Annotated in this window: 23 protein-coding genes, 1 tRNA gene and 4 pseudogenes; 18 read left to right on the plus strand and 10 right to left on the minus strand. The window is 61.8% G+C overall.

Annotated features, from left to right (window positions below):
• Window positions 1-112 precede the first annotated feature (112 nt).
• Complete coding sequence (locus tag AKL29_RS02945) at window positions 113-370, plus strand: hypothetical protein (protein ID WP_050382934.1); 258 nt, start codon at window positions 113-115, stop codon at window positions 368-370.
• A 1004-nt stretch (window positions 371-1374) separates the two neighbouring features.
• Window positions 1375-1812, plus strand: coding sequence for a hypothetical protein (locus AKL29_RS02950; protein ID WP_050382937.1), 438 nt, complete (start codon window positions 1375-1377; stop codon window positions 1810-1812).
• 1181 nt (window positions 1813-2993) lie between these two features.
• Here AKL29_RS02950 and AKL29_RS42670 read toward each other — a convergent pair.
• Complete coding sequence (locus tag AKL29_RS42670) at window positions 2994-3437, minus strand: hypothetical protein (RefSeq protein WP_050382939.1); 444 nt, start codon at window positions 3435-3437, stop codon at window positions 2994-2996.
• A gap of 244 nt (window positions 3438-3681) precedes the next feature.
• On the opposite strand from AKL29_RS42670, the pseudogene AKL29_RS02960 reads away from it, so the two are divergent.
• Together AKL29_RS02960 and AKL29_RS02965 are read left to right on the plus strand one after the other, a co-directional pair.
• Window positions 3682-4001: pseudogene (locus AKL29_RS02960) on the plus strand (ATP dependent DNA ligase); the annotation flags it as partial.
• 92 nt (window positions 4002-4093) lie between these two features.
• Window positions 4094-5200, plus strand: a complete 1107-nt coding sequence (locus AKL29_RS02965) for a DNA topoisomerase IB (protein ID WP_050383050.1) — start codon at window positions 4094-4096, stop codon at window positions 5198-5200.
• Between the two features lie 143 nt (window positions 5201-5343).
• On the opposite strand, the gene AKL29_RS46565 is transcribed toward AKL29_RS02965, so the two are convergent.
• The 3 genes from AKL29_RS46565 to AKL29_RS02975 form a co-directional block, all read right to left on the minus strand.
• Window positions 5344-5481, minus strand: a complete 138-nt coding sequence (locus AKL29_RS46565; RefSeq protein WP_430648848.1) for a hypothetical protein — start codon at window positions 5479-5481, stop codon at window positions 5344-5346.
• A gap of 17 nt (window positions 5482-5498) precedes the next feature.
• Window positions 5499-8018, minus strand: coding sequence for an excinuclease ABC subunit UvrA (locus tag AKL29_RS02970; RefSeq protein WP_050383051.1), 2520 nt, complete (start codon window positions 8016-8018; stop codon window positions 5499-5501).
• A gap of 322 nt (window positions 8019-8340) precedes the next feature.
• Window positions 8341-9138: an SDR family NAD(P)-dependent oxidoreductase gene (locus tag AKL29_RS02975; RefSeq protein WP_050382944.1), complete on the minus strand. Its 798-nt coding sequence runs from the start codon at window positions 9136-9138 to the stop codon at window positions 8341-8343.
• A gap of 120 nt (window positions 9139-9258) precedes the next feature.
• Between AKL29_RS02975 and AKL29_RS02980 the strand changes: the two genes are divergently transcribed.
• The 6 genes and pseudogenes from AKL29_RS02980 to AKL29_RS03000 all read left to right on the plus strand — a co-directional run.
• Entirely contained in the window at window positions 9259-10437 is a 1179-nt protein-coding gene (locus tag AKL29_RS02980; protein WP_050382946.1) for a zinc-dependent alcohol dehydrogenase, read from the plus strand.
• The gene (locus AKL29_RS44330) at window positions 10434-10949 is read left to right on the plus strand and encodes a hypothetical protein (RefSeq protein ID WP_244481713.1); all 516 of its coding nucleotides are present in this window, start codon (window positions 10434-10436) and stop codon (window positions 10947-10949) included. The genes AKL29_RS02980 and AKL29_RS44330 overlap by 4 nt, the downstream gene beginning before the upstream one ends.
• Before the next feature lie 45 nt (window positions 10950-10994).
• The gene (locus tag AKL29_RS44335) at window positions 10995-11537 is read left to right on the plus strand and encodes a DUF305 domain-containing protein (protein ID WP_244481714.1); all 543 of its coding nucleotides are present in this window, start codon (window positions 10995-10997) and stop codon (window positions 11535-11537) included.
• Between the two features lie 42 nt (window positions 11538-11579).
• A complete protein-coding gene (locus AKL29_RS02990; protein WP_244481715.1) occupies window positions 11580-11909 on the plus strand; it encodes a hypothetical protein in 330 nt (109 codons plus the stop codon).
• 80 nt (window positions 11910-11989) lie between these two features.
• Window positions 11990-12751 carry a DUF72 domain-containing protein gene (locus tag AKL29_RS02995; RefSeq protein ID WP_050382951.1) on the plus strand — a complete coding sequence of 254 codons (762 nt, stop codon included), beginning with the start codon at window positions 11990-11992 and terminating at the stop codon, window positions 12749-12751.
• Window positions 12752-13387: 636 nt separating this feature from the next.
• A pseudogene (locus AKL29_RS03000) lies at window positions 13388-13582 on the plus strand (DUF6496 domain-containing protein); the annotation flags it as partial.
• A gap of 45 nt (window positions 13583-13627) precedes the next feature.
• On the opposite strand, the pseudogene AKL29_RS41580 reads toward AKL29_RS03000, so the two are convergent.
• The 3 genes and pseudogenes from AKL29_RS41580 to AKL29_RS03010 form a co-directional block, all read right to left on the minus strand.
• A pseudogene (locus tag AKL29_RS41580) lies at window positions 13628-13753 on the minus strand (ROK family protein); the annotation flags it as partial.
• Between the two features lie 214 nt (window positions 13754-13967).
• Window positions 13968-14195: a cupin domain-containing protein gene (locus AKL29_RS44340; RefSeq protein ID WP_244481716.1), complete on the minus strand. Its 228-nt coding sequence runs from the start codon at window positions 14193-14195 to the stop codon at window positions 13968-13970.
• 2 nt (window positions 14196-14197) lie between these two features.
• Window positions 14198-14728: a phosphatase PAP2 family protein gene (locus AKL29_RS03010; RefSeq protein WP_347336972.1), complete on the minus strand. Its 531-nt coding sequence runs from the start codon at window positions 14726-14728 to the stop codon at window positions 14198-14200.
• A gap of 400 nt (window positions 14729-15128) precedes the next feature.
• On the opposite strand from AKL29_RS03010, the gene AKL29_RS03020 reads away from it, so the two are divergent.
• The 7 genes and pseudogenes from AKL29_RS03020 to AKL29_RS03050 all read left to right on the plus strand — a co-directional run bounded on the left by AKL29_RS03020 (window position 15129) and on the right by AKL29_RS03050 (window position 20291).
• Window positions 15129-15527 (plus strand): low affinity iron permease family protein, encoded by a 399-nt coding sequence (locus tag AKL29_RS03020; RefSeq protein ID WP_050382956.1) that lies wholly within the window; start codon window positions 15129-15131, stop codon window positions 15525-15527.
• Window positions 15528-15680: 153 nt separating this feature from the next.
• The gene (locus AKL29_RS44345) at window positions 15681-15872 is read left to right on the plus strand and encodes a SemiSWEET family sugar transporter (RefSeq protein WP_244481717.1); all 192 of its coding nucleotides are present in this window, start codon (window positions 15681-15683) and stop codon (window positions 15870-15872) included.
• Window positions 15869-16470 (plus strand): annotated as a pseudogene (locus AKL29_RS03030) (cysteine hydrolase family protein); the annotation flags it as partial. The gene AKL29_RS44345 and the pseudogene AKL29_RS03030, both read left to right, overlap by 4 nt.
• Before the next feature lie 347 nt (window positions 16471-16817).
• Window positions 16818-17321 carry a YciE/YciF ferroxidase family protein gene (locus AKL29_RS03035; RefSeq protein ID WP_050382959.1) on the plus strand — a complete coding sequence of 168 codons (504 nt, stop codon included), beginning with the start codon at window positions 16818-16820 and terminating at the stop codon, window positions 17319-17321.
• Window positions 17322-17379: 58 nt separating this feature from the next.
• Window positions 17380-17661: a hypothetical protein gene (locus AKL29_RS41585; RefSeq protein WP_152977401.1), complete on the plus strand. Its 282-nt coding sequence runs from the start codon at window positions 17380-17382 to the stop codon at window positions 17659-17661.
• A gap of 384 nt (window positions 17662-18045) precedes the next feature.
• Window positions 18046-19728, plus strand: coding sequence for a DNA polymerase/3'-5' exonuclease PolX (locus AKL29_RS03045; RefSeq protein WP_050382962.1), 1683 nt, complete (start codon window positions 18046-18048; stop codon window positions 19726-19728).
• Window positions 19728-20291, plus strand: coding sequence for an MOSC domain-containing protein (locus tag AKL29_RS03050; protein ID WP_050382964.1), 564 nt, complete (start codon window positions 19728-19730; stop codon window positions 20289-20291). Before AKL29_RS03045 ends, AKL29_RS03050 begins: the two co-directional genes overlap by 1 nt.
• A 453-nt stretch (window positions 20292-20744) precedes the next feature.
• Here the strand turns inward: AKL29_RS03050 and AKL29_RS03055 are convergent.
• The 3 genes from AKL29_RS03055 to AKL29_RS03065 form a co-directional block, all read right to left on the minus strand.
• Window positions 20745-20821: transfer RNA gene (locus tag AKL29_RS03055), tRNA-His, on the minus strand.
• Between the two features lie 190 nt (window positions 20822-21011).
• Window positions 21012-21446: a phasin gene (locus AKL29_RS03060; RefSeq protein ID WP_028336028.1), complete on the minus strand. Its 435-nt coding sequence runs from the start codon at window positions 21444-21446 to the stop codon at window positions 21012-21014.
• 270 nt (window positions 21447-21716) lie between these two features.
• Window positions 21717-22115, minus strand: coding sequence for a phasin family protein (locus tag AKL29_RS03065; RefSeq protein WP_050382966.1), 399 nt, complete (start codon window positions 22113-22115; stop codon window positions 21717-21719).
• A gap of 356 nt (window positions 22116-22471) precedes the next feature.
• On the opposite strand from AKL29_RS03065, the gene AKL29_RS03070 reads away from it, so the two are divergent.
• Window positions 22472-25795 (plus strand): PAS domain-containing protein (locus AKL29_RS03070; protein ID WP_244481718.1); only part of this gene is annotated, 3324 nt, incomplete at its 3' end.

Genomic DNA, 25795 nt, shown 5'->3' on the forward strand with positions numbered 1-25795 from the left:
CCCCGACGCATGTCTCCTCAGCGTCGGGGCCTTTTCGCTGCAGTAGGAGGAACGATCTCAAACGCGTTCTGTTTCCCTGTCTATTCACTAAAAACAGGAAGGAAGCGATCAAATGAAAATCGCAAAAATCGCCTTGGCCACCGTGTTCGTGGTCGCCTCAATTGCTGCAGCCAGCGCACAGGGTGGCGGCGGTGGTGGCGGCAGTGGCGGCGGCAGCGGCGGCGGAAACTCACCGGCGGCGACCACCGGTCAGGGCTCGTCCAGCAGTCCCAGCGCCGCGAATCCCGGCGCAACCCAGAATGACCCAAAACTGAAGGAAGGCACGACGGACAAGAGCGGCGCGACGTCGAAAGAGCACATGAAGAAGTAAACTGTGGCTCGGAAGTAAAGCAGCGGTCCCAACATGCCTTACTGGGTTCGCTTCTTTGCTTCCGACGACCGAGTCCGGCGTGGCCGGTGGCGCCGATCCATCCCAGACGCTTCGCGAGAGCCGGCCTCAAATATCTAATGAGGATCGTCCTCGTCCTTGACCAGGGTTGGCCAGTGCGACCGGCGGAAAAGTGCGCAGCCCCGCACTGCGCGCCCGGTTCTCGCGAACCCATCCGATCGGCACAGTGCGCAAACGCCGCTGCCAGCGTGACGAAATGAATGCCTATCTCAAATCTTTTCAAGGCAATCCCTGAATGAAAGCCAAGCGTCATTAGGTCAAGCAGCCGGCACCTCGGCAATGAGGCGTAAGGTTTCATCGCAAGCTGCCGGACATCGAGCACGCGGGGACGTTTGAGTCGACTCAAGCTGGCCGGATCTACATCGAGAAGATCCACTTTCTGCGGGAACAAGGCGACGCCGGCTGCGTATTGGCTTTGCACGACTGCGATAAATGCACTGCTGGGAAATTCCGGACAGACAAGGCTTGCGAACGCCGCCTGGGTCGTGATCGAATACAGGTTGCACAGCAGGCGAACGGGTCCTTACCGGCTTGCATCATCCTTAAAAAGGGTCCCGCTCTCGCGGAACTCGAGCCACTCGCCGACGCCGGGGATCCTCCGTGAGCCGGTCCTCGGAGACCAGCACTCGAGAGGCACCGCGATGGCCGCCAGGCTATCGGCGGCCCGAGAATAGGCTTTTGCCCGGTAGGGGTTTCAGCGCTCGGCTGCTCTGAAAACTTGTTCGGCGTGCCCTTCTTGCAGCCGCCGGTTTTGATGCGTGCGCCATCTATTTCTCTCGACTTTGGAACGTCTTCTTCCGTGCTCGTTTGAAAACACGCTCGGCGGTGTCGGGCGGGCGCATCTATCCACGCAAGCTGATTTGGGAGCAACGATCGGCTGCGTCTAAAGTCAATTCGACCTATGGAGACGGATAAGGGTGTAACAAATGAGCGTCATCGGTCTAGCCATTGCGCTCGTTATCGGCCTAGCCACTGTGATGGTCGTTTACCTGCTGGCGCGGAAAACCCGGCGTGATCGCGATAGCCAAAGTCGACATATCGCCGATGAACGTGACGAGCACGCTAGCCCGCCAAGCAATCTCTCCACAATCGGCGACCGCGAACGCGATAAGGACGCTCGATCTCGTACAGCGGTCGGGAGCCGATACAGCCACCTTGAAGATGATCCGACCTATGCGACGAGCGTAGAATTGGGCAACGTTTTGATGGACCTGAGCGAGTTAGAGACGGACCTCGCCCTGGCTAAGCAAAGAAAGGACACGGATTTAGCTCTCAAAATCCGACTCGAGATGGATGATTTGGAAAATCGCGCTTCCGAACTAGAGAGCCAACTCGTGAATGGTTCCAATAGTCGCCCGGGCTAGCCGTAGGCCGGCCGCTACCGGAAGTACGTCATGCCGCCGGCAACGATCGACACGACAAAAGCCCAAGCCGTAGCCCCAATAAACCAGGACATGCCACCCGGCGTTCATTGGCCGTCATACAGCTTTGTCTCAAAATCGCATCGCTTCGCGCAAAGGAAGGGCCTCAGCACGAGACGGTCAAGTGCCGAGACCGAGTTTTCTACGTCATCCCTTGTTCAACGCCGATGACGGTCGGCACTGAACAGACCATCAACCGACCGGTTAAGGGATCGTTCCCTATTCCCGGTGTTGCCGTATTAGCTGGTCGTGCCATGCCATGGCTGCCAACGAGCGAATGCGCACCACTGCTGTGGCCGTTTCAGGCTCAACCACGAACCATCCCCCGCCCTTGCATGGAGGGCCAGGTCGCATTGAACCGGCTTGGCAGTCGTCGCTATGCCTCGATCAGGCATCCAGAGAGCGCTCTCGACCGTTACCGCAGCGGGCGCCGAGCGCCGCAGCCTAGCAACGGTCGGCCTCAGATTTCAGCTGATCCCGGATCGGCTTCGTGTAATCGGCAAGGTCGAACCATCGGCGCTCCTCAAATTGGCCCGCTTTGTCGCGCCGCCGTGACACGGCTTGCCATCCTTCATCCAACCGACGCCGCAAAATTCAGACCTTGCCGTGCGGATTAACGACCGAGTTAATCCCGCCCAAACCGCGCTCCTCCACGAAGTTTGGCAGATGTGCAGGCAGAGCCCCTCGTCGATCACCGGCAGATCGAGCCCGGTGTCGCCGAAATGGCCGAGGATCAGAGCCACAGACCGGTCGAGGGCCGGCCGCAAATGCCCAAAGCCCGAGGGTGCAGGCCGATATGACCCGGACGAGATTGCGCAAATCCTGCCAGCTGCTATGGGACCGATACGTGGATCGTGCGCTCACTGCAGCGCTTGCCGCTCAGCCATCCGCAAGATCGCGGCTCATCCTGCGCCATTACCACCAGACCGCGGCACGCCACCGTGGTGATGCCGAGCAATGCCAACCAATCCGCAACGGTCTCGGCCTGAGGATCTCCCGAGCCGTCGGCACGATCCGGACTAGCGGTTCAGTGTAGCCGGACACCAGCGCCGCATCCTGGTCGCCCGGCTCCAGACCTGCGACGAGGAATCGGATTCCGCTAACGAGTTGGCGTCATTCGCCACTCATCCTTCACAAGAGGTCATAGGAACAACGTCCTTGCGATCCGAGTTATTCCCCGCCTCGTATGGAGTACTGCGGTGGTCACCACGATGATCTCTGCAAGGGATCTGGAGCTGGTAGCCCTTCGAGAACTTCGAAGCGTTCCCAGTGGCGAATACGTTATCGATGTCGAAGTCTATCCGAGAGACCGGACTTGGCGACTCAACGTCACTGTCCGGGACGGCGCCGACGTCGATCGCATCCAAGATGCCGTAAAGACCACGACGAGCAGGCTTAAGGAGCGATATTTCCTTCGGGCTGATTGGTGAAGTGCCGTGCGCTGTTCCGATCTCGGCAATGGCGAGCTCGCCGGCTGGCGTTAAGAAGCAGCCGCCCTCACCAAGCGTCGGCCATCTGCAGATCAAGGCACGCCGCTTCAGATCGGCATAGACGACAGTGGCAGCCAATTGCTCATCTGTCTCGATGAAACAACCTCCTCGCCTGGATTGCGCTTCAGGAGAGCGGGCGCCGCCAGTTCAGGTCACGAAGCTCCGTCATTGTAGCCGGCGCACTGGAGTCAAACGTCACAACGATCGAGAATAGCTACGCATCCCGGTTCCTCACAACTTGATGCATGGCGTAGCACCACGGCTTCAAGCGCTCCAAGTGTAGACTTCCCGCGCTGCGCGATGCAGCCGGATGGCGACGGCCTACTTCGGCACCCTGGTCCTGGCGGTGCGTGAAGAAGCTGCGTGGCGGTACATCGGACATGTCGGCACTGGCTTCAGCCATCAGACCTTGGAAGAGTTCCATGGAAAGCTCGCGGAGTTGAAGGCGGCAAAGCAGCCGTTCTCTGGCAAGCTCAAAGACGAGCACGTCACGACGACGTGGGTCCGGCCGTCTCTGGTCGCCGAGGTCAAATTTGAGAGTGGACCAGCAGGGGCGAACTGCACCAACCGGTGTGCCTAAGCCTTCGCTCTGATAAGAAGACAACGGACATGACGCGCGAAGGCCCGCGGGCCCGGTTATAATGTACTTCTTTACGCGGCTGGGAACTAAAAGACCGATCGAACTTTTCTTGTCGGAGGCCTCGGATTCCGCGCTTACGGCAAAGGACGTACAAATGCTGCGAGTGAGTAAGGACGAAGAGCTAGACCGCACGGCCGATGTCGCCGCCGCTATCGCGGAGGAAGGCTTGCGATATGTGAGCAATGCCACTCCGGGCTACCGGCGCAAGCGGACCGGGACTTCGTTCACTTACTACGATAAAGTCGGCAAGCGGATTATCGATCAAGCGGTCATCCGCCGCATCAAATCGATCGGCATCCCTCCGGCGTACGAGTTCGTCTGGATATGCCCGTCTCCCTACGGCCACATCCAGGCAACCGGATTGGACGCACGCGGGCGTAAGCAGTACCTGTATCACCCGAAATGGCGGGAGCTTCGGGAGCAGAACAAGTACGAGCAAATCATGCAGTTCGCGGCCGCGTTGCCACCCCTGCGTGCGCGTGTCGTATCGGACATGAAGCTGAACGGTCTCCCCCGCGATAAAGTGCTGGCAACCATCGTTAGTTTACTTGAAAAGACGCTCATCCGTGTAGGCAACGCCGAGTACGCCGAGAAGAACAAGTCGTATGGGCTCACCACAATGCGGCGCAAGCACGTGGCAATCGGCCGCGGCGTTCTGCGCTTCGACTTCACCGGCAAGTCGGGCAAACAATGGAAGCTTCAGGTCGAGGACAGACGGATCGCTGCGATCGTGAAGCGGTGCGCAGAGATACCAGGGCACGAACTCTTCAAGTATCTCGATGACGACGGGACGTCCCGAACGGTGGACTCCGGCGACGTCAATGGCTACATCAAGGAGATTACGGGACAGGATTTCAGCGCCAAGGACTTTCGGACCTGGGCCGGCACGGTACTTGCGGCCCTCGCGCTGTCTGAGTTCAAGAAATACGATAGCCAGGCAGAGGCCAAGCGGAACGTCGTCGCGGCCATTGAGAAGGTGGCAAAGCAACTCGGCAACACGGCGGCCATCTGCCGAAAGAGCTATGTCCATCCTGAGATCCTGAACGCCTACATGTCCGGCGATCTCGTCAAGATGGTCGACGCCAAGATCGCGCAGAAGTTCAAGCGTCAATACAGCAAGCTCACCTCGGACGAGATCATGGTCCTTGCCTTCCTCCACAAGCGGCTTCGAGCCTCACTCGATGCCCGATGCCAGCTATAATCAGATGGACGTCTTACCTCCGGCGACGGCAACCTTCGTGCAGAAGGTGTGGCTCGACAGAGGATCTGCGAGTAGGTGTGGCAAGCTCCGCCGGTTGACCGACGCGCTTCACCGGCACTTGCTCGCCTAAGTTCTTCATCGCGTCATCCGGCATCGTCGATGGGATGGTTGGCGTTCCAGATCGGTCCGGACACCACGGCATTCACGCGTATTTCTTTCGGCCAGCATCCGCTGCTAGGCCGCCGGTAAACTCGAATGAAGCCGGTCGACTTCATCTGCATCTCTATCTCCGTTGAGGTTAGAGGGCCTTTACCAGATAGGTAGCTGTCAGGCTTCCGGACTCGGCCACCTGCTTCGGCGGCCCTGACGCCACGATCCGGCCACCGTCGTCGCCTGCTCCGGGTCCCACGTCGAGAATCCAGTCGCTCTTCGCCGCGACCGACATGTCGTGTTCGACCAGGACCACGGTGTTGCCAGCGTCGACGAGGCCTTGAAGCTGCCTGCTCAACTTCTGAACGTCTGATGGGTGCAGGCCGGTCGTCGGTTCGTCGAGAACATAGAGTGTCCCGCCGCGCTGCGGCCGCTGCAACTCGGTGGCGAGCTTAACGCGCTGCGCCTCACCTCCAGAAAGCTCGGTCGCCGACTGACCGAGCCTAATGTAGCCCAGTCCCACCTCTCGCAGCACGCCCAGCGACCGGGAAAGCGTCTCGTCTTCTGAGAAGAATGCGAATGCCGCGTCGACCGTCATCACCAGCACATCTGCGATCGACTTGTCGCGAATTTTTATCTCGAGCGTCTTCGCGTTGTACCGAGCGCCCTTGCAGGCCGGGCACGGCGTGTAGACGCTAGGAAGGAAAAGAAGCTCGACGCACACATATCCTTCGCCCTCGCAGGTCTCGCAGCGGCCCTTGGGGACATTGAACGAAAACCGGCCGGCGTCGTATCGCCGGGCGCGTGCCTGCTTCGTCGCGGCGAAGAGCTTGCGCACGTGATCGAGCAACCCGGTGTAGGTCGCCAAGTTGGACCGCGGCGTTCGTCCGATCGGTTTCTGGTCGACGACGACAAGCCGCTTGACCCGATCGAGACCCTCGGCAATCTCGCCGCCCAGCGTACGCACCGTCGCGTCGAGTACGCCTTCATCCGTATCCGCCTCCCGGCGTTGGCCAAGCCGCTCGGCAACGGCCTCGACGAGAAACTGGCTGACCAGAGTGGACTTACCCGAGCCCGAGACGCCGGTGACGCAGGTGAGGACGCCGAGAGGGAGATCGGCATCCAGGCCGTCGAGGTTGTTGCGCGTGACTCCCCGCAGCTTCAGCCAGCCGCTCGGCTCGCGAACCTTTCGTGTTGGCTCGGCGGTTGCGCCAAAAAGGAAGCGCCTGGTCTGCGACGATTCTACTTCCGCCAGTCCCGCAAGTCGTCCGCTGTAGAGTATCTCGCCGCCCTGCTCACCCGAGGCCGGCCCGACATCAACAATCCAGTCGGCCTTGCGCACCAGGTCGAGCTCGTGTTCGACAACGAAAAGCGAGTTGCCCGAGGCTTTCAGACCCTGCAACGCCCGCAGCAACGCTTCGGTGTCCGCCGGGTGCAGGCCGGCCGACGGCTCGTCGAGCACATAGACGACGCCGAAAAGGTTCGATCTGACCTGCGTCGCGAGCCGAAGCCGCTGCAATTCACCGGGAGACAACGTCGGCGTACTCCGCTCGAGCGTCAGATATCCAAGGCCGAGATCCAGCAAGACTTCGAGACGTCCCGCGAGGTCTTCGACGATCCTTTGCACGACAAGCGCCTTCTCGGGATGGGCCTCGTCTGGCTCGACGCGAGCGATATACGGCTTTACCAGCGCGTTCAGCTTATTCAACGGCAGACGCGACATCTCAGCGATGTCCAGTCGGGCGAACTTGACGGAGAGGGCGTCCGGCTTGAGCCTCTTGCCCTTGCAGACCGGGCAGTCGTCGCTTGACAGGAACTGGGCCACGCGCCGCTTCATCATCGCGCTTTGCGTGGTGGCATAGGTTTGAAGAACATACTTGCGAGCTCCGGTGAAGGTGCCCATGTAGCTCGGTTCTTCCCTTTTCTTCAGAGCCCTACGTGTTTCCGCAGGCGTGTATCCGGCGTAAACTGGAACGGACGGTTGCTCCTCGGTGAAGAGAATCCAGTCGCGATCCTTCTTTGAGAGTTCGCGCCACGGCCTGTCGACGTCGTAACCCAGCGTTACCAAGATATCTCTGAGATTCTGGCCCTGCCAAGCCGACGGCCAGGCCGCGACCGCCCGATCCCGGATTGTCAACGTGTCGTCTGGCACCAGCATTTGTTCGTCGACCTGATGGACGCGTCCGATACCGTGACAATTGGGACAGGCGCCTTCCGGCGTGTTGGGGGAGAAGGATTCCGCGTAAAGCAACTCTTGGCCGCGCGGATAGTCGCCAGCGCGTGAGTAGAGCATCCTTAGCAAGTTGGATAATGTGGTGACGCTACCCACCGAGGATCTGGTCGTCGGCGATCCACGTTGCTGCTGCAGCGCGATGGCTGGCGGCAGTCCTTCAACGCCGTCGACGTCGGGAACCCGCATTTGGTGGAAGAGCCTACGCGCATATGGCGACACGGATTCGAGATACCGACGCTGCGCCTCCGCGTATATGGTTCCGAACGCCAGCGAGGACTTGCCGGATCCGGAGATGCCGGTAAAGACCACGAGTTCGTTGCGAGGAATGTCGAGGGAGACATCCTTGAGATTGTGCTCGCGCGCCCCTCTGACGCGAACAAAGCCGTCACGCGCTTCGGGCGGCGGTTCTTCCGGTCTTTTTGCTTTGGCATCCATCCAGGAAAGAAGCTCTGCCGGGGCGCAGAGTTCCGTGCACCGCCACATGCAATTACCGGCCGTGGGTTGCCCTTGCATCTGCCGTTGAGCATCCTGCGATGAAGTCGCCGTATTCTCGCTCGCCTTGTTCATCACTGACTAGGTGGATGCCCCTTGGCGTTGGTTGACGCGGCATCCGTCGCTTCATTGGCCTTTCCGGTCGTCACAGGGCCGGATCCCGCATCGCGGCCGGCCGTGTTGCGGGACCTGCAAGAGCGACTGCTGGACTGACGGCGAGAAGCGCGGCCAGCAATATCGATTTCGAAATCATAAGGTTCTTCTCCTACTTTGCCGGCTCGTGCTTGGCCGTGCCGGGTTCGGCCACCTTGCGATGCTGCTTTGCAAGCAATTCAGACGGAGTCACGTTGGCGATGGCCGACTGCATCTTGTTCTTGAAACCCGTAACGACGTCGCCCTTAGCATTCATCATCGCGTCAAATCCTGCACGGGCGACCAATGCGGGATCGTCCTTCGGCTCAGAACCAACCTTGGTGTCGAGCATATCGGCCCGCTCGAAGAATGCGGTCTCCGTGGCACCAGGCATCAGGCAGGTCACGGAGACCTCGGTATCCCGAAGCTCTTCGCGGAGCGCGAACGAGAGTGAGTTCAGGTAAGACTTGCTGGCATTGTAGACGGCCTGGAAGCTTCCGGGCGTGAAACCGGCGATAGACCCTGTGATGAGAATGCGCCCCTTGTTGCGCCGACGCATCTCATTGCCGACCTTATGAAGTAAACTTGTCGTTCCCGTCACGTTGGTATCGATTACTTCGCAGATTCGGTCCAAGTTCTGGTCAAGAAAAGCATGCCCAAGCCCACGTCCAGCGTTGGCCATGAGGACGTCGACCGCCCGTCCTTTCGCGGCCGCATAAAGCTGAGCAACGCCCCCTTCAGTCGCGAGATCGACATGGAGAGCATCAACCGCGGCCGCCCCGGGCTCGCTTCTCAATTTGGCGGCGGCCTTTTCGATTTCGGGTTCGTCTGCGGCTATCAACAGGTCGAAGCCCTGCTGTGCGCAGATGCGAGCGAGCTCGTAGCCGATACCGGTCGATGCGCCGGTGACAATCACAAATTGTCTTTCCATTACCGTTCTCCGCTCATTCGATCTCGCCTGTCAATCGCGGAGCGCTGGGGCCGTTCCTAAGGCAATAGGAACATCGAGCGAAGCCTGCGCTTAGCCAGCATCTTTGGCTAGGAGTTCCCCATGAAGGCTCTCACGTGGCACGGCAAGGGCGACATTCGATGTGAAACGGTCGCCGATCCCAGGATCGAACATGGTCGCGACGCAATCATCAAAGTTTCGGCTTGCGCGATTTGCGGCTCGGATCTTCATCTGTTCGACGGCATCATGCCCAGCATGGAAAAGGGTGACGTGCTTGGCCACGAGACGATGGGCGAGGTCGTGGACGTCGGCAAGGAGAACACCAAGCTGAAGGTGGGCGATCGTGTCGTCGTGCCGTTCACGATCTCCTGCGGGGAATGCTTCTTCTGCAAAAACGGCTTCTACTCCGGATGCGAGCGATCCAATCCGAACGCCAGGCAGGCGGAGAAGATGTGGGGACATTCGCCTGCCGGACTGTTCGGGTATTCGCACATGCTCGGTGGCTTCGCTGGCGGGCAGGCGGAATACATGCGCGTCCCCTACGCCGATGTCGGGCCGTACAAGGTCGCTCCAGGCCTGTCGGATGAACAGGTACTGTTCTTGTCCGACATCTTTCCAACCGGTTACATGGCCGCTGATTTCTGCAACCTGAAAGGCGGAGAGACGGTCGCCGTCTGGGGTTGTGGCCCGGTTGGACAATTTGCCATCAAAAGTGCCTTCCTGTTGGGCGCAGAACGGGTGCTGGCAATCGACGCGGTTCCCGAGCGGTTGGCACTGGCCGAACAATCCGGGGCGACTACACTGAATTTCCAGAAGGAAGACATTTACGACCGAATTCAGGAACTGACCAAAGGACGCGGAGCCGACGCTTGCATCGACGCCGTGGGCACCGAGCCCGAGACCACAGCCAGCATGGATTCCGTAATGGATCGCATCAAGGTTGCGACATTCATGGGAACGGACCGTCCGCACGTGCTTCGTCAGGCCATCGAGTGCTGCCGCAACTTCGGAACCGTTTCGATCGTTGGCGTCTACGGAGGCTATCTAGACAAGATCCCGATGGGCAGCGCGATCAATCGCGGCCTCACCTTCCGGATGGCCCAGACGCCGGTCCAGCACTATATGCCCAAGCTGATGGAGCGCATCGAAAAGGGCGAGATCGATCCCTCCTTCGTCATCACCCATCGCGCCACGCTCGCGGAGGGACCGGAGCTTTATAAAACCTTCCGAGCCAAGCGAGATGGCTGCATCAAGGTGGTGATGAAGCCGTTCGCCGCATGACGCCTGCGAAACCACGCTGGCTCGCGGCAGCCCAGCTCGGTATCTTCAGCAGCAGCTTCTCGACGCTGCTCAGCCAGGTGACGGCCGGTCAGCTTGGTCGCGACCCGCTGGTCGATTGGATGACGGTCGCGTCCATTCCGGCGCGCGACGGCGTGCTCTCGTCCGATCCCAGCACCGCCGCAATCGCGATTGGCATCGCCTTTCACCAATGGGCGGATTTCTCCTGGACGCTCTTGTTCTTCGGTCTGCTCGGCGACTGCACCGAGCGCCTGCATCCGGTCGCACTTGCAGCTCTGGCAGCCCCCTGGGGTCTGCTGACCTCGGCTACCGAGTGGTTCGTGCTGGTCCCGCTGTTCCCCTTCTGGCAACCCATCTTCACATTGCAGCAGCCCTACTGGATCGGCTTTTTAGTTCATCTGTCATCGGCTGCGATGTACCCGCTGTTCGCTTGGTTTCGATGGCCGATCGGTCACGCTCCGGCAACGACAGCCGTGCCGTTCGCACAACGGTAAGCACTTGGGGCCGGCTGCGTTCTGACCCTCTCGGCCGGACTCGGATTGGCCGACGCGCTCTCCGCGCCGCTCCCGCTGATCAGCAAGGAGCGGGATGCGGATCAGCGCTATATGCGCCGCATGACCACACATCATCAGCAAGGAATTATCCTTGCGCACCTTGCGGTCGCACGCGCACGGGATTCCCATCTGCGCAGCCTGGCAGCCCTCATGGTGGCATCCCAGTCGGGGGAGAACATGATCTTCGCGCGTTGGTGGGATGGGTGGTTTGGCGAGCCGATGCCGATGTGCTCAGACAACGAACGGCCATCGATGCCCGGCTATCTGAATTTGGCGCAGATGGCAGAAGCGCGCGATGCCGCGGATGGCGGCTTCGATTCGACGTTTATCCGGCTCATGAGCCTGCATCATGCCGGCGCAGTGCAGATGGCAGACCAGGAATGGCATTCAGGTGGCGATCCCCGGCTTCGTCTCATGGCCCATGCGATCCGCCATGAGCAACAGGGACAGATCGCCCTGATGCATGGTGTCGATGGAATAGAAGCAATGCGTCAGGCGACACGCAACATGTTTGCGAACAATCTTTGATCAATTTGGTCGGCCTAACGCAGCAATCGAAAAGGAACCAAGGTGCTCATTCGTGCCTTGAGATTGAGGAGGATCAACATGGCACGTACAACATGGAAGCGGCCCGGCTCACCGATCGGCAAGAAGGGACCGCGCAAGACGAACCCTTCGTATAAGCGTCGCTCGCGTGAGCCGTGGACGACGGCAGACGTCGGGCTGCTGCGACAGCTCGCCAACGGCAATACGCCCACCGGCGTGATGAGCATCAAGCTTCAGCGCCCGATCGCAGCTATCCGCAGCAAGGCGCAACGCGAAGGCATCTCGTTGAGGCCGATCAATCGCTCGCCGTATAACCGGCGAGTGACCAAGACGCGCGCAGCGAAACGGCGTTGACGAAGTCGGCCCGGCCCTCCACGGGAGGCGGGGTCTCACCTGTCTTCGGCGCTACAACGCCTCAACTGAACATTTGTAACATGGCGCGTATCCTGATCGGTACCTCCGGCTGGCATTACGACTCCTGGCACGGTCCCTTCTTCCCGGGAGGTTTGCCGTTGAAGGATCAGCTCCGTTACTACGCTGAAAACTTCGAGACCACGGAGCTAAACAGCGTTTTTTATCGCACTCCGACACCGAGCGCCGTGAAGGCATGGCGAGATCAGACCGGCGTCGATTTCGTCTTTGCATGGAAGGCATCCAAATTCATTACGCACTGGAAGCGCCTCTCCGACCGCTCCCGGAACAGTCTCGATCTGCTTGAGGACCGCGCTTCTTTCCTGCGAGGCAAGGTAGGGCCGATCCTGTTCCAGTTGCCCCCGCAGTTCGAGGCGAACGCGGACAGGCTTGCGTCTTTCTTCAAGCTGTTGTCGAAGAAACGCCGCTACACTTTCGAGTTTCGTCATCCGAGCTGGTATCAGCCCCGTATCCTGCGGATGTTGGCGGACGAGAATATCTCGCTCTGCCTGTCGGATCACCACGATGCGCCCGCACCCTGGAAGCGCACAGCGGACTTCGTCTATGTGCGCGGCCATGGTCCGAGCGGACGCTACCGCGGTCACTACAGCCGCCCGACGTTGAGACAATGGGCGCGGCGCATCAAGTCCTGGAAGCGACAAGGCTGTGACGTGTATGTCTATTTCGACAACGACCAAAAGAGCGCCGCGCCGGCTGATGCGCTGAAGCTAAAGGCGCTCCTGACCCGCGGTACTGAGGGCAAGCAGCAACGGAGCTGTAAATAGCTCCTGCCAATTTCGCTTTTTCCTTAACTTATGTGAAATTTTCGGAACAGCTCAACTCGTAAGCAGCTTCAAAGCGACGAGGGCTCAGAAAGTCGAAGGGCCTCCGTCACTTCTCGAGAGACTTGGTCTATTTGAGATGGGGCCGCTCCGTCATATTGCCAACTGGCCACGGCCGCAAGAGCCAACGCCAATAGACGGCCCACCGGCTCAACTTGCGGTCAAAACATCCGGGTTGCCAGCAGCATATTTCTCTCAACCAAAGGAACTTTCGGTCGCCCAAGCGGGCCACGCCTCACATATGCGCTTGAAGACTACAGACCAGACGCACTGGCGTCTCCCGGGGCGACCATCCAGTCCTCCAGGAGGTCCTCGGGATCATCATCCGCAAAGCGCCGATCTCGCTTCGTGCAGCCTCTCTTTTCCTTTGCCAAGTTTCGCCTTCGATGCCACAGCATAACGCATTTTGCCTTCTTTCTCCGTAGAACGGCACAAGATGATTGCAGTTCCTACCGGCAAGCCGACCCGCACGACCATCTGTTACGCTGTTTCCGAGAAGGAACAAATTCTTTACGGCCCCATTTTCCAAAGAGCCGTCGGGGGCGATGACGGGCTTGTTCATTGTTCGAAGGAAAGACGATGGCGCGAAAAGCGAAGAAACGGAAATATTCCAAGAGTTCGGGCAGCGACGTCAAAAGCGAAATGCGACGCTACAAGAAAGGCAAGGCGAAGAGCGGTCGAGGCGGCAAGGGTGGCAAGGTCAAGAGCCGAAAACAGGCGATCGCAATCGGACTTTCAAAGGCGCGCAAGAAGGGCAAGAAGGTGCCGACGAAGAAGAAATGAAAGAGACCGGCAAAGCGAGCCGGGCCGCGTTTCACCTCAAACCTTGCCGTTGCCTCGGTTGGTGAAGCGGGCGTTGCCTAGACCCGTCCCGATTGTCATCACGCCCCAGCGCTTGACGTCCTGCATGAAGGGCATTTCCGAAAGCCCCTGCACCACGCCGTCATAAAGTCTTCGTCCGCCGAGAGACACTGTTGACCGATTCCGGCCGGCAGGCCGCGACATCGCCGGCCTTGAGGGTGAATATCCGGCCCTTGCTGCCGCCAAAACGCACGCGTCCCCTGCCGCGGGCAATGCCCAGCACCTCTTGGATCCGGGAATTGTAGTGGACGTAGTCGTAGATTCCGTCGCGCCAGGTGTCACCCCAGCCGTTGGCCTCTCAGAGGTCCTCTATGACGGCCGCAGGATCAGGCCCCTCACCGAGATCGACGGCGCCCTTGTAGATGACGAACGGCCAGCGCGGATGATTGGGTACGAGTCCATCGTCCTTGAACCGAACCAAGTGTGGCTTTCTTGGCCGCGCCAAAGTCGCGGCTTCGTCCTTGTCCGGACGGCCCAAGCCAGTCGCACACTGCATGTACTCCTTCGGGCCCTCAAGGATTGGCATCATCATCCTCCTTCGATCGCAGCGGATAGCCTGTCCAGAGCCTCAGCAGACGCTCGATGAAGGCGCCAAGTGCGAAGCCCACGACGACACCGCCCGCCCAGTGCGCCAGCACGACGACCCTCGTCAGCGAAAGGCCTTACCGCGAGCACTTGGATAGCCCGTCGCGGTCCAGGCGGCAGCATGCTCGCTGCGGACGTGAGTTCGCCCATGTGCAGGGCGTGTCCCGAGGGGAAAGCGTCTTCGCGCTTGCCGGAGAACGAGACGCCGTGCACGTGGCCGAGCACCGTTTTCCGGTCGGGACGGGTCTGATCGAAGATAGACTTCATGCCGTGCGGCAGCAGGGAGGCGGCGACCGCGACGAGAAGTGCGTGATTGCCCGCGCGCTGGAGCTGCTCGGACCGCCCCCGGGAAGCGACCCTGCCGCCGACCGCCAAGACCAGAAGGATCTTCTCGTCGGTGCCCCAGGTGAGCCCGCGCGAGATCCTCTCGGCGCGGCGGGTGGTGTTGCGAGCCACGGTTTGCGCGATCGCCACGTCCGCCCTCGTCGGCTACACGGTCAGAAGAGCCATCACCTCACCCGCAGCAGAATTCCGCAGTGCCCGCAGTGCCTCATTTGAATTGCAGATGCCATCATAACGTTCGAGCAGGAGCCAAGTTCATCCCTAGGAACACCCGCCGCGGACCGGCATTAGATCGCGTTCGGAGGGATCGTGCGGAAGGAGCGAAACTCGCGTTGGCTGATGGCAAGCGGGACCGCGGTGCCGGCATGTCTCTTCGCTAGCTACCTGCTAATCGGCGGAAAGGACTCCAGCGCAGTCCACGCGAATTCCGGCCTTACAACCGAGCAAGCCGCCGCTCAGGCCTGCGCGAAGCTTGTTCCGACCGATCCCAACTCAAGGTCCAGCCGAAACAGCCTCAAGGAGATCAAGTAGCATGCGCGCCAACCTGCCAGTCGGGAATACTTCAACGACGTCGCAATCCAAAGGCGGCTGGTTCGCTCGTCTGGCCGTTGCGACCGCACGGATTTCCGGCCGGCCCGCAACCTTCCTTCTCGCCGTTGCCGTCGTGGCGGTGTGGGCGGTGACGGGTCCGCTGTTCGCCTTTAGCGACACGTGGCAGTTGGTGATCAACACCGGAACTACCATCGTCACCTTCCTGATGGTGTTCCTCATCCAGGCGACGCAGAATCGGGACACGCTGGCGCTTCAGCTGAAGCTGGACGAACTCATCTTAGCCACCAAAAACGCGCACACCCAAATCGCCGGCATCGAGGAGGCTCCCGACGAGGAGATCGAAAGCGCCAAGGTCGAGGTTCTCAAGCGGGCCCGCTAGAATAGGAACCGCAATGCCAGCCTTCCGTTATTTGCCCCGTGTCTACCCTCGCCTCCTACATCGGCGGTGTCGCCGCCTTCCTAGCCTCTCTTTTACGTGCCCCAGGTCCGGAAGGCCTGGCCTCGCGGATTCACGGCGGATCTGTCGCTCGGAATGTTGGCCGCGCTCACGCTCGGCCTTTCGCTCTGGATCGTTTACGGCGTCATGCAGGGAGATTGGGTCATCGTAGGCTCGAACCTAGTCGGCGGCACACTCGCCGGCGTCGCTCTTGGTTGCAAAGTCCTCGATCTCTCGCCGACGCAGGAACGGCGCCCGTCCGGCTGTCGCTCGAGGAGGGAGCCATGAAGGACGGTGAACTGAGTTACGGTCCTCCCAGCGCCAGTGCGGTCCATATCTGCGTCGACATGCAGCGCATCTTCGCGGAACGGACCGAATGGACGATGCCGTGGCGTTTGCGGGTCCTGCCGAACGTCGTCGAGATCACGGCGGCGCACCCTCAACACACCATCTTCACCCGTTTCATCCCGGCAAGAAAAGTCGGTAAGGGCTCCGGGATGTCGCGACGCTACTACGAGCGTTGGAGTTCGATGACCATCGATGAGCTGGGCCCGGACCTGATCGATCTTTTGCCGGAGCTTACCCGCTTCGTTCCGCCGGCCCGCACCTACAACAAGTACGTCTATTCGCCTGGACCGGAAGCCACTTACACGCCCTGTTGCGGAGTTCGTCTGTCGATACCGTTGTCATCACCGGCGGCGAGACGGACGTCTGCGTTCTGGCCACGGTGTTGGGCGCCGTCGATTGGGGCTTCCGCGTCATTCTCGTGACCGATGCGGTCTGTAGTTCTGCCGACGAGACCCACGATTCCATGATGAACATTTACATGAACCGGTTCGGCCAACAGGTCGAGTGCGTGACGACGGAAACGCTTCTCGCCGCCTGGCCCGGCAGCAACCACAAGGCCTCTGCCATAAGCGCCCCCTATTTCATGCAGGTCCTCTTGCCGAAGGAGGCGGGCCGCTGCGAAAGAGTTGGGCGGCGCGGAGAGCTTGTCAGCGCACCCGATCAGGTCAGTGGCGGAGCGGCGTCGGCAAAGAGGAGGATACGATCTCGGTCGTCGAGGTCATGACAGACCGCCGTTCCGCCGACAACTCGCGCGCTATGCGTGAGAGCCTGGAGCGAATAAGCGGAAAGAAATCGTCGTCCAAGCCCAGGGAATCGCACTGTGACACTTAGGAACAGTCCTCGGCGCCAGCGGTTTGCTGGGCGAACCCAACGCAGGAGGACGCCATGGGCTTCTTCACCAAGGACATCAAAACGCTGAACGACTTGTTCGTACACACGCTCAAGGACATCTACTACGCGGAGCAGCAGATCGCCAAAAATCTCCCCGACATGGTCGAGAAAGCGACCGATCCGGGTCTCAAGAACGGCTTCCAAACCCACCTCTCCGAGACCAATAGCCAGATCGCACGGCTCGAGAAAGTCTTTCAGATGCACGGAGTGGAGATCCAAGGGGTCGATTGCCCGGCGATCGACGGCATTCTGGAGGAAGCGAGCGATGTCGCCGGGGACGTCGAGGACAAGCAAGTTCTCGACGCGGCGCTCATCGCGGCCGCCCAGGCCGTGGAACACTACGAGATCACCCGCTACGGAACGCTAATCGCTTGGGCGAAGATGCTCGGCCGCGACGACTGCGCCTCCATCCTGCAGCAGAATCTCGATGAGGAAAAGGCGACCGACGAGAAGCTCAACACGATGGCGCTGCGCAGCGTCAACAAGAAAGCTGCGTGAGCGCTGATGGCGCGAGGGCCGTAATCAGCACGTAGCGGCCCTCGCGGGCGAAGGAGAGATGGAGGACAGACAGACCGGACGCCGATCGCAAACCAGCCTCGACGGCTGGAGCATCGCCGCGGCGCTCGGCTTGATGGCGGCAGCTTTCCTGATCGAACGCTTAGGTCCGACCGACCGAAATGGTGGTCAACCGGACTCCTCCAAAGTTCTTCCTTCTCGCACGAAGCGGGATGCTCTTCCGCCGGCCTGGCCGCGAAAAGCGAAGACCGTGGCCGCCAAGCCCACTTCGCCCGCCGAAATCCCCGCCAAAGGATGGCGCCACAGGGGCCCGGATGGCTGACACGGTCGGCGCCAAGAAATCTGCCTAAAAGATACTGCTGAAAGCCAGATTGCTACTGATCGGCGCTTACAGCAACCTTGCCTTTGCCGCGGATCGCCAATTGAAAGAACAAAAGGCGCTGGTCCGCGTTCTAACGACATGTCAGACGCTTTTGATTACCTCCGGGCCTACGCCGTCCGAGCTCTCTGCAAGGCGAGATCGATGCCGCACGGCAGGATGAGACATCTACAGCTTGTGGCAGGCCCGAATATCCAGCACCTCGACGACTTCCGGGCAGCACAAAAGCTCGAGAAATCTCTCGATCACCGTCCGGAGGATGGCTCGAGCATTCAAGGTCGCTTAGTTTCAGCGGCGCCGCAGGACACAAGACGCGAGGCTGGTTGAGTGCCGCCCCTCGACACCCGCACTGTGGCAAGTCTGTTGCGTGAATACGCACAGCGCACTGCCTTGCGTGGCGGCAACCCCTTCCGAGCAAAAGCCTATTCACGCGCCGCGGACAGCCTGACGGCCCTCGCAATCCCTCTTGATGTGCTCGTCGCCGAAGACCGGCTCACCGAGATGCCCGGCGTCGGCGAGGCGATAGCCGACATCATCACCCAAATACACAGAACGGGTACTCATCCGAGCCTCGAAAAGTTGCGTAAGGAGGTTCCCGAGAGTGTGCTCGAGATGCTGGCCGTGCCCGGTCTCCACCCCGACAAAGTGCTGCATCTTTACAAAGACCTCGGCATCACCTCTCTCGCCGAATTGGAGACGGCCGCAAAGGATGACCGCATCAAGAAAGCCAAAGGGCTTGGCGCCGCGCTCCAAACCAAAATCCTGCAGAACCTGGCTATCGCGAAGAGCGGAGAAGGCCGCCTTCACCTGCACCGTGCCGCCGCATTGCTCTCCCACGCAAAGGATTCGATTCGTAAGGCCCGGCCCGAGCTGAAGCGCGTAACGATCGCAGGCGACTTCCGCCGAGGCTGCGAGCTCGTTGGCGACCTCGCGATCGTTGCAGAGGCTCCCAAGGCCGACGAGACGTCGAAAACGCCGGCGGCCGACGGGCTGCAGATCCGCTTGTCTGATCGCAAGCACTTCGGCGCCGTCCTTCTCTTTGCCACTGGTTCCGCCGCTCACATCGAGAAGCTTCAGGCTTTGGCCGCGAAGAAGGGAATGCGGTTGGAGACCGACGGCTTGCATAAGGGCCGCGCTCTGATCGCCGGCGAGGAGTCAGACATCTACTGCGCTCTCGCCTTGCCCTTCATCGACCCCGAACTCCGGGAAGGACGCGGTGAGGTCGACCTCGCGCTCAAGGGCAAGTTACCGAAACTCGTCACCGACCAAGACCTGCGAGGAATTCTTCACTGCCACACCGATGCCTCGGACGGGACCGAGACCTTGGAGACTATGGCCAAGGCCACGCGCCAACGCGGCTTCGAGTATTTCGGCGTGGCCGACCATTCCAAGTCCGCGCACTACGCCGGGGGCCTTTCGGTCGAGCAGATCGCTGAGCAGCACCGGGAAGCGGACCGACTGAACAAGCGCTTCGGCAAGGACTTCCGGGTCCTGAAGGGTATCGAATCGGACATCCTAGCCGACGGGTCGTTGGACTATCCGGATGACGTGCTCGATCGGTTTGATTTCGTGGTCGCCAGTATCCACCGCCGTTTCAAGTTGGACCGCGAGGCGCAGACGCAGCGCCTTCTTCGGGCCATCTCCGATCCCCACACCACAATCATCGGCCACATGACCGGGCGGCAGCTCCAACGGCGGCCTGGCTACGAAGTCGATGTCGAAAAGGTACTTCGCGCGTGCGCCAAGCACGACGTCGTCGTCGAGATCAATGCCCACCCATGGCGGCTCGATCTGGATTGGCGCTGGCACCAGGCGGCCCTCGACTTCGGCTGCATGTTGAGCATCAATCCGGACGCGCACTCGATCCCCGAGCTGGACCACATGCACTGGGGCGTCGAGATGGCCCGAAAGGGCGGCGTTCCTGCCGATCGGATCCTGAACGCCATGAGGCTTCCCGAGATCACGCGCTACCTCCGCCAGAAGCGGCGCTCCCTCGCCCGCGCCGCCTGATGTCGCAGGCGCACGATCTCTCGCTCGCGGGAAGGGTGGTTGCGGTCGCCGCCGATCGCGGGCACCATTTCAGCAAACCGACCCAAGACCGCATAGTCCTGGTGCAAGGCCATGGAGTCGAAGGCGACGCCCACGCCGGCGCATTCGTCCGGCACCGCTATCTCGCCCGCCGCCGGCCGCGCCTACCCAATCTCCGACAGGTCCACTTGATCCCTTCCGAGCTCTTCGCATTGCTTCGCGAAGCTGGCTTCGAATTCGCCGCGGGTGACCTCGGCGAGAACATCACCACTGCCGGGCTGGACCTGGAATGGATGCCGCTTGGGACCCTCATTGAGTTCGGACCCGCGGCGATCATAGAGCTGACTGGACTCCGGACGCCCTGCGTCCTCATCGATCGCTTCCGGGCTGGCCTTAGACGGCAGATCATCTCGTCCACAGAAACGGACCCTCCGTTCAAATGTGGTGTGCTTGGCGTAGTGCGAACCGGCGGCACGGTCGCGGCTGGCGATCGGGCGCGAGTTCGGCTCGCCTCCTCCTATTTCCGCGCCTTGCCGGCTTTGTAAGGAGCCGGTGCACAAGTCTGAGCTCTAGTGGCCGAATCGAAACCCGGTCCGTAGAGCATCGCACAAAGCGGCGGGATTTATCGCTGGGTTGGCGCATAGGGGCAACCAAATGCGAGAGTGAAGGCTTTGCCTGGGAACCCATTTCACCGCGAATTGCTTGCTTGAGAACCACATCGCGTTCCCGCCGCCTGATAGCTAATTGGTAGCTATCGTCAGAGGCAACTTGAGTATTACCTTTGATACAAAATGCTAATTCTAAGCGCACGCCTTTTGACCTCCTGACCAAAAGACAGCGAAAAACTTCAACGTTGCGACGTTCTTTCCATTTCCCGCGCAGAAACGGCAATATTATCAATGTTGACGCTGCAAAACATCCTGTCGACCGCGCAGCATTTGGCGCCATGATAGTAGCTAGAGACTTGAGCCGATATTAGAATAAAGCGCTGATTTTGCTGGTACAGTTGGGTGGGCTCGAACCACCGACCTCCTGTTCCACAGACAGGCGCTCTAACCAACTGAGCTACAACTGCATCCTGACGCGCGGCCCGCTCAAGCGGGGCGGCGATTTCGGGCGGAAACTAGGTGCAACGCCGCGCTTTGGCAAGGCCGTACCGCGCCGATTTCCGCTGTTATGTCGGGCCGCTTGACGGGCCCCTGGCCAGCAAAAAGGCCCGGACCGCTTCGGCCCGGGCCTTTCGCTGGTCTCCCAAACGGCAGCGATCAGGCGGCCGGCTTGTAGAACTTCGAGGCGCTGGCCTTGATCGGCTCGGCGGTCTCGCTGGCGACCTTCTGGCCGAGCTCGGCCAGTTCCTTGGCCTGCGCGGTGTAGGTCTCGAACTGCTTGCGGGCGTGCGACGTCCACAGCTCGACCGCTTCGGTCGGCGACTTCACGCTGAACAGCTCCTGGGCGAAGTCGAGCGACGAGGTGGTGTTGGCCTTGAAGAACTCGATCAGCTTGGCCGAATACTCGCTGGCGCCCTTGCTCACCGAGGTGAACACGGCCTCGACCGTCGAGTTGTGGGTCTCGGCAGCATCCTTGAACTTGGCGTAGCTGTCGCGGGCCTGCAGAACGCCCTTCTCGGCGAACGCGCGCATCTGCTCGGGAACTTCAAACGGAATGATCGAGGCGGAAAACGGATCGGACGGGTTGGTCATACGTGTAATCCTTCGCAACGGGTGAGTAGATGTGACCATTGCGGACGTCCCGGAGCCCATCAGGCCGGGAGCGCTGAAATGGATCACGCTGCCTTGATTCACGGGAGTGCCCTTCGTCGGGCGCGCCTAATAAACACCCATATCATGTCAATTTTGTGCAACGCAACGTAAGATCGCGTGCGACGCCACATTTTTTATGCGACGGAATATAGATTACCGCGGCCGACCGAGGCTGAACGCCCCCGGGTCGGCCGCGGCCAATGCGCCCCGTCAGTTCTTCGGCTTGACCGCGTCCATCGCGGCGCGGCTGACGGCCTGGCCCATTTCGCTGGCCTGCTCGGCCAGCGAGCGCATCTGGCCCTGCACATATTCGCTGTGCAGCCGCATCACCTCGCTGAGGTCCTTGGCCTTGAGCAGCGCCTCGGCATAATCCAGCGACGACTGCACGTTCTTTTCGGCATAGGACAGAGCCTTGGCGGAAAGATCCTTGGCGCCGGCGCGCATCTCGGCGTTGCGCTCCTCGATCTTGCCGGCGGTGTCCTTGGCGCTGGTCACGAATTGCTCGAACGCCTTGCGCGCCTGATCAAAACTGGCCTCCGCCATCGACCGCATATCCTTGGGAATCTCGAACTTGGGGATCTCGAAATGGTCACGCCCGTTATCGCTCATGGTCGCTCTCCCTCACTTGCTGATCGGCCCGCCGCTTGGCCCTGCGGGCCCAGGGCAAGATAGACGGCAGAATATATATCGTGGCACTGCAATCGCAGGTGTGACGCGGCGCCGCCTGGTTCCGCATCGCGCGGCTCGCAGCAACCTTGCTTTGCCCGACAACGCCAAACGGCTGTGGATCGTTCAGCCAAGTTAACGTTATCCCGGCTTTGGCGGGGGCAGTTTCGCTGCGGACATGGACCTGCCGTCCCCCAGTTGCGATACTAACCTTCTGTTAAGGCTGTCGTCCTGCGGCTGCCGGGCCTTCGGCTGAGCTTAAGGAAGAAAGCCAAACCCATGCGGTCAAATCTTGCGTGATGAGTGACGCGGAATTCCAGATCCAGGCGCTCGGCGATGTCAGGCTGGCGGATCATGCGACGGGCGCCCTGCCGGCATGGCTGTGGGCGGCCGACGGCGCGCGGATTCTCTGGGCCAATCCGGTCGGCGCGCAGGTATTCGGTGCCGCCAACGGCGCCGAGCTGGCGAAGCGCGGCTTCGGCCCGGCCGATCCGCACCGCCGCCAGGTCGCGCGGCTCGGCCACAGCCTGAACGCCAATGGCGCGGTCCGGCTGGAGCGCCTGCGCGGCTTCGGCGCGGCGCCCGGCATGCTCGCGACCTGCGGCTGCGCCCGGATCGACCTGCCGGACGGCAGCCACGGCATCCTGATGACCGCGCTCAACGCGACCGGCCGCGGCATGTCGCTTGCGGAACGCCTGCAGCGGCTGCTGCAGGGCTTGCCGCGTCCGGCCGCCGCCTTCACCAGCGACGGACTTTTGGTCGCAACCAACGAGGCGGCGCGTGCGCTGCCCGGCCTGCACGACCTCACCGAAGCCGGTCTCGATGCGGCGCGCGACGAAGCGCTGACGCAGGGCCGCGCGGCGGCGAGCGTTGCGATCGGCCGCGTCGTGCTGCAGCGGATCGGCCACGGCGCCGATCGCGCGCTGGTCGCGTTGATCAAGCCGGCGCCGCATCTCGCCGCGAGGCCGGCGCCGATCGTGCCCGAGCCGGTTGAGTCGGAGACGCCGGCGCCCGAAGCACAGGCTCCCGCAGCGCCAGCGCAGCAAGAGGCCATGGCCGTAGAGCCGCCGCCAGCACCTGCAGTTGTCGAACAAGCCGTTGCGCATGACGAAGCGCACGCGACGGCCGGCGCAGCACCGATCGCCTTCACACTGTTCGACGCGCTGGATCCGCAGTTGGAAGAGCGCGTCACAATCGAGCCGATCGTCAGCGCGGCCAAATCCGAACCTGAGAATGCTGCTCCATCTGCCGCGGCAGCAGAGGCGGCGCACGTAGAGGCGCCCGTCGAGACCGCAGCTCTCGACACCACGCAAGACGAAACACCTGCCGCCGAGGAACCTCTGTCGGAAGCACTGATCGAAGTGCCGGACGGCGCGCAGGTCGAAGAGCCTACGCCTCTTGCCCCGCCACTTGCGTCGGCAGAACTTACGCATTCAGAGCCGACGTCCGTCGAGACTGCGCCTCTCGACACCACGCCCGACGAAAGCCCCGCCGTCGAGGAGCCGTTGTCGGAAGCGCTGATCGAAGTACCCACGGAGACGCACGCCGAAGAGCCCGTGCCGGAGTCCGCGCCTGATCTCGCAGAGACGGCCAACACGCGGGAAACATCAGCGCCGCCGGCCGATCCCGCCCCCTCGCCTTATGCGATCGCTGACACGCCTGCGCCGGCCGCCGAACCGGAGCCCGCGACATTGGCGCCGGTGCCACCGCCATCCTGGCTCGACGAGCCGTTGCCGGTGCGGCGGCATCCGCTGCGCTTCATGTGGCAGATGGACCATGAGGCCCGCTTCTCGCTCGGCTCCGATGAATTCACCCGCCTGATCGGCCTGCACACCGCGGCGGGCTTCGGCCGGCTGTGGAGCGACATCGCCGAGAGCTTTGGCCTCGATCCCGAAGGCCGCGTCACGCAGGCGTTCGCCAGCCACGACACCTGGAGCGGCATCACGCTGCACTGGCCGGTCGACGGCGGCGGCCGGCTGCCGGTCGAACTGTCCGGCCTGCCGGTGTTCGATCGTGCCAGGAATTTCGCCGGCTACCGCGGCTTTGGTGTGTGTCGCGACCTCGACGGGCTTGCGCGACTCGCCGCATTGCGCCGCTATGAGTTCTTCAGCGGCACGGTCGCGCCGCAATCGCTGTCGGCCGATGTCGCACCGGCGCCGCGCACCGTTGCGCCGCCCGGGCCCGCCGCGCCACAGGACAATCCTCCGCCGCACGCGGAGCCGCCGCCCGACACGACCGCAGCAGCACCACCCGAGGAATTGACCGAGCCGACAGCCGCAGAGACTTCACACCGAGCCGATCCGGATCACGCCGTGGAAACGCACGAGGAAACGCACGAAGTGCGTCACGACCCGCCACCGAATGTGGTGCCGTTCCGTCCCGGCGGCGACACCCGGCCGCCGTCGCTGACGCCGGTCGAGAACAACGCCTTCAACGAGCTCGCCCGTCAATTGTCGGCGCGGCTCGAGAACGAGGCCGGCCTCGCCGCGACCACGAACGACAGCGTGCCGGCCGAGCCGGTCGCCGAAGCGCCGCCCGCAAGCGAACCGGCGCAGCAAGCAGAGGCGCCAGCGCAAGAGGCGGTCGCGCAGCTGGAGACGCCGGCGCAAACACCAAAGGCCAGCTGGCTGGCTGCGGCGGAGCCGGCGCCGCGCGCCGACTCCCGGCGCGACCGCGCGCTGCTCGATCTGCTGCCGGTCGGCATCCTGATCTACCGGCTCGACCGCCTGCTCTATGCCAACCACGCCTTCCTCTCGCGCATGGGCCATGACAGCCTGCACGCGCTGGAAGCCGCCGGCGGCCTCGACGCGCTCTATGTCGAGCCCGGCGTCTCGCAGGCGAGCAGCACGTCGGGCACCGGCACGCCGGTGACGATCTCCGCGAACCAGAGCACCGAGCACGGCGCGCAGTCGGTGTCCGCGGAGGCGCGGCTGCACACCATCACCTGGGACGACGATTCCGCGCTGGCGCTGATCTTCTCGCGCACGCTGGACGAGGATGCCGCGATCGCCGCCGCATTGTCCGAGCCGGAGCCTGCGGCCGAGCCACTGCTTGCGCCGGCTGAGCCGCAGGCCGGCCACGCCGACGCCGAGGAGCTCGGCGCGATCCTCGACACCGCGGCCGAAGGCATCATCATGTTCGATGCCGATGGCAACATCCATTCCTGCAACCGCAGCGCCGAGGCGCTGTTCGGCTATGACGGCGACGAGTTCGTCACCCGCAAGCTCGCCGACCTGTTCGCGCCGGAAAGCCAGCACGGCATCTCCGACTATCTCGCCAGCCTGAAATCCGCCGGCGTCGCCAGCCTGCTCGACCACGGCCGCGAGACGCTCGGCCGCGTCCGCCAGGGCGGCATCATCCCGCTGTCGGTGACGATGGGCCGCACCCGCGCCGACGGGCCGAACTTCTTCGCGGTGTTCCGCGATCTGTCGCAGACCAGGAAGAGCGAAGGCGAATTGCGCGAGGCGCGGCGGCTCGCCGAACGCGCCGCCAACGCCAAGTCCGACATGCTGGCGCGGATCAGCCACGAGCTGCGCACGCCGCTGAACGCCATCATCGGCTTTGCCGAGGTGATGATCGGCGAGCGCTTCGGCGCGCTCGGCAACGAGCGCTATGTCGAATAC

Origin of the sequence: Bradyrhizobium pachyrhizi (assembly GCF_001189245.1) — a bacterium.
GTDB lineage: Bacteria > Pseudomonadota > Alphaproteobacteria > Rhizobiales > Xanthobacteraceae > Bradyrhizobium > Bradyrhizobium pachyrhizi.

Bases quoted from the DNA above. Each gene is read 5' to 3' on its own strand.
- AKL29_RS02945 (WP_050382934.1), top strand. From the start codon at position 113: ATGAAAATCGCAAAAATCGCCTTGGCCACCGTGTTCGTGGTCGCCTCA.
- AKL29_RS02950 (WP_050382937.1), top strand. From the start codon at position 1,375: ATGAGCGTCATCGGTCTAGCCATTGCGCTCGTTATCGGCCTAGCCACT.
- AKL29_RS02965 (WP_050383050.1), top strand. From the start codon at position 4,094: ATGCTGCGAGTGAGTAAGGACGAAGAGCTAGACCGCACGGCCGATGTC.
- AKL29_RS46565 (WP_430648848.1), bottom strand. From the start codon at position 5,481: ATGCAGATGAAGTCGACCGGCTTCATTCGAGTTTACCGGCGGCCTAGC.
- AKL29_RS02970 (WP_050383051.1), bottom strand. From the start codon at position 8,018: ATGGATGCCAAAGCAAAAAGACCGGAAGAACCGCCGCCCGAAGCGCGT.
- AKL29_RS02975 (WP_050382944.1), bottom strand. From the start codon at position 9,138: ATGGAAAGACAATTTGTGATTGTCACCGGCGCATCGACCGGTATCGGC.
- AKL29_RS02980 (WP_050382946.1), top strand. From the start codon at position 9,259: ATGAAGGCTCTCACGTGGCACGGCAAGGGCGACATTCGATGTGAAACG.
- AKL29_RS44330 (WP_244481713.1), top strand. From the start codon at position 10,434: ATGACGCCTGCGAAACCACGCTGGCTCGCGGCAGCCCAGCTCGGTATC.
- AKL29_RS02995 (WP_050382951.1), top strand. From the start codon at position 11,990: ATGGCGCGTATCCTGATCGGTACCTCCGGCTGGCATTACGACTCCTGG.
- AKL29_RS44340 (WP_244481716.1), bottom strand. From the start codon at position 14,195: ATGCCAATCCTTGAGGGCCCGAAGGAGTACATGCAGTGTGCGACTGGC.
- AKL29_RS03020 (WP_050382956.1), top strand. From the start codon at position 15,129: ATGCGCGCCAACCTGCCAGTCGGGAATACTTCAACGACGTCGCAATCC.
- AKL29_RS44345 (WP_244481717.1), top strand. From the start codon at position 15,681: ATGTTGGCCGCGCTCACGCTCGGCCTTTCGCTCTGGATCGTTTACGGC.
- AKL29_RS03035 (WP_050382959.1), top strand. From the start codon at position 16,818: ATGGGCTTCTTCACCAAGGACATCAAAACGCTGAACGACTTGTTCGTA.
- AKL29_RS41585 (WP_152977401.1), top strand. From the start codon at position 17,380: ATGGAGGACAGACAGACCGGACGCCGATCGCAAACCAGCCTCGACGGC.
- AKL29_RS03050 (WP_050382964.1), top strand. From the start codon at position 19,728: ATGTCGCAGGCGCACGATCTCTCGCTCGCGGGAAGGGTGGTTGCGGTC.
- AKL29_RS03060 (WP_028336028.1), bottom strand. From the start codon at position 21,446: ATGACCAACCCGTCCGATCCGTTTTCCGCCTCGATCATTCCGTTTGAA.
- AKL29_RS03065 (WP_050382966.1), bottom strand. From the start codon at position 22,115: ATGAGCGATAACGGGCGTGACCATTTCGAGATCCCCAAGTTCGAGATT.